The organism is Synechococcus sp. R55.3 (assembly GCF_047461975.1).
Lineage (GTDB): Bacteria > Cyanobacteriota > Cyanobacteriia > Thermostichales > Thermostichaceae > Thermostichus.
This window is the reverse complement of the sequence record NZ_JANSIG010000142.1, coordinates 1-2,704: the sequence shown is the minus strand read 5'-3', so window position 1 is coordinate 2,704 and position 2,704 is coordinate 1. Positions and strand designations below refer to the sequence as shown.

Sequence of the window (2,704 nt, the reverse complement as noted above, 5' to 3'; positions counted from 1 at the left end):
CATCCTGCACAAAGCCGTCGTCGATGCTGCCATCGCAGAAATCGGCAGAGAGGATGTTCACCGAGTCGCCCAACACGTCGCTGGGCCGCCAGAGATCCTGCGCCGCCCGGGCAAAGCGCCGATCTTCATTGGCCCGCAGCCGCCCGTAGAAGTTGCTGTAGAGGCCATCTGCTCCGAAGTTAAGAAGAGTTGTGAACTCCTCCAGCCGCTGCCCGTTCCTCGTCTGGTGCAGGTTAAAGTCCCCTTGGATGTAAACGGGGTTGTCGGAAACGAAGGAGAGGCCAAAAATCGCGTCATCAGGGTTGAACCCGCCGCGGGCCAGCACCGCCCCGTTGCGCAGCCGGAAGCCGTAGGGCCGCCGATCCGGATCGGCATAGTAGTCCACCGGTTTGGGGCTGAGTCCACCTGGATTGGAAACAGGGGGATCCCAGACCGTTTGGCCATTGGCCGTGTCTCGATTCGGCTGACCGGCGTTCATAATACCGGCGCTGCCCAAAGTGCCGCGGGCGTTTGCCTCTTGCCAAGCTTGTTGATAGGCAGCAAAGGTGCCCAAGGGCGGGCGGGCAATGGCATCCTCCCGTACCGCATCTTCCCGGAAGGCGTAGAAAATCCCCCCTTCTCGGTTCTCGCCAATGCCGGCAGGCAGCCAAGTGTCCCCGTTAATCAGCCCCCTGGCCTGTCCGTTGACGTTGTTGGTCAGCAGGGCCAGGTCGATGTTGAGGGCCCGCACTGCCATCGCCTCGCGGCCATCGTAGAAGACGGAATCTTTGAAGGGCACGCGATGACACTGGTTACCAATCCGAATGAGATCAAATTGGTTGCTATTGGGGCCAGCAGCAGTGCAATTGGCTGGGGCATGGGGCAAAGCCCAGTTGCCAATTCCAGAACGGGGCTCCAGAGCAACCTCGTTTAAGTTGGTTACAGCCTGATAGCTGACTGTGCTCGGAAGGAAGGAGTAAGCGCTGCGCCGCTCCGTTTCCAGGGTATCCGTCTGGTTGAAACTGGTGGTCGGGAAGATGTAGCGCAGCGGCAGATAAAACCGATTGGCCGCCTCTCGGTTCCCAGCTCGGCTGGCTTGAATGTCGTTCCAGAGGGTTTGAGCCGCTGGATCCCCGGCATTGGCAGCCGCCTCAATGCGGAGCATGTTGTCGGCCAGCATGCCCAACATGCAGCCTGCCGTTTGCAGTGTCGATTGATCCGCCAAGCTGAGGTTTGTCGGGTTTTCAATGATTCGCCGCAGCTCCGAGAAGTTGCCAAAAGCCGTAATAAACGGATCCGGGTGAATGCGGCCCGCCTCTTGACGCGGCGGATAGGCCCCATCGGGATCGCCGGCAAAATTGGCCAGGTTGGTGAGGGCCGTCCACAAGGAGGTGCCCGGAGCTAGCCGAGCCTGCATCGGGGTTGGGTCATATTCCCAGACATTGGTGCCCTGCCCGGTGAAGAAGTTGATGCCCAATTGATTGGCTTGGTTGCCTGTGGGAAACGTAGAAGCCCGCTGCAAGCTCCAGGGAGTGCCGGGGTGAGCCACCGTGGCTAAGCAGGCAATGGGAAAGCGCCCCTGCTCATGGCTGTAGTGGTAAACGGCCGTGGCCTGCACTGCCGCTGGGTTATCCCGCAGGGTTAGCCGTTGCCGCGCCTCGTTGCTGATGAAAATGGCCTGCAGCTTGGTGGGGTCCTCGGGATCCCCGGGCGGCACCAGAGGCAAAGGCAAAGAATCGGTGCGGGTTAGTTCCAGCCGCTGCCCCACGATCACCCGCAGACCTTCCACACGGGCCCGCCGCTCCCAATAGCCATCTAAGCCCACCTCGGAAAGGGCGCCTGGGGGTGGGTTGTCCTCGGTCAAAGACTCATTCTGGTTGTTCCTGGCATCAGCAGGAATGGGATCACCGGCCCTAGCAGGACGACTAGCAGGACGATACCTTTCCGCAAAGGTGTCCACGTCGCAGCCCCTCTGCGGGTCAGGAGTTACAGGCGGACGGTCGTAGCTGGCTTTGGGGCCAAAGCGGTTGTCAGCCCGATAGACATCGTCTACATAGGGAGGGCAGACCTGGTCGGCACCAGCCTGAAAACCACCGGCCTTGATCCGCCCAGGGCTGCGAGGGTTCTTGGCGTTGAGAGGAGATTTTGCCCATTCTGCTGCATCTTGGGCGTAGGTTCCGCGGGTACGAATGCGACCAAAAAGCTGTAGCTCCAGCGGATCCAGAGCTACCATCTCAGGAGCTGCGTCGTTTTGAACCGAATCGAAATTGAGGTTATTCAGGCGGGGAAGGGGCGTACTTGGCGGTACATTCGCCACACCAGGATGGGCATCGAAAATTAGCGTGTCACTTTGGCCCTGTCCGGGGTAACCGATAGCCCCTGCCACCAGCTCGCCAAAGGCTGTAATTTCAGAGTTATCGACAGGCATGTAGAAGCAAGACTGCTCGGAGCTGATGGTGAAAGCTCGGAACAAATTGTTGCTGGCGTAACGGAAAAAGAGGCTGCCCCCCGCGTAGATGGCACCGTTCCAGTTGTAGCCAGGAGTGAAGAAATACTCTAGGTCGCCGCGGCTGAAGGCTCCCCATTTGTTAAGCAGATCCCTCCGCCGATCTTGCTGAAATTGCAAAGCCGAAATGGCACGGGTGGTGGAGTCGGCACCCGCAATAGGCAAGGTGACGGCATAGACTTGAAAGGGCTTGTACAACGCAGAGCCAACCTGGAACCA

General features: G+C 59.5%; 1 pseudogene. It reads right to left on the bottom strand.

The annotated features are described in order from the left end of the window. Nucleotides 1-2,683, bottom strand: a pseudogene (locus NW849_RS14110) (type II secretion system protein); the annotation flags it as partial. Nucleotides 2,684-2,704 lie beyond the last annotated feature (21 nt).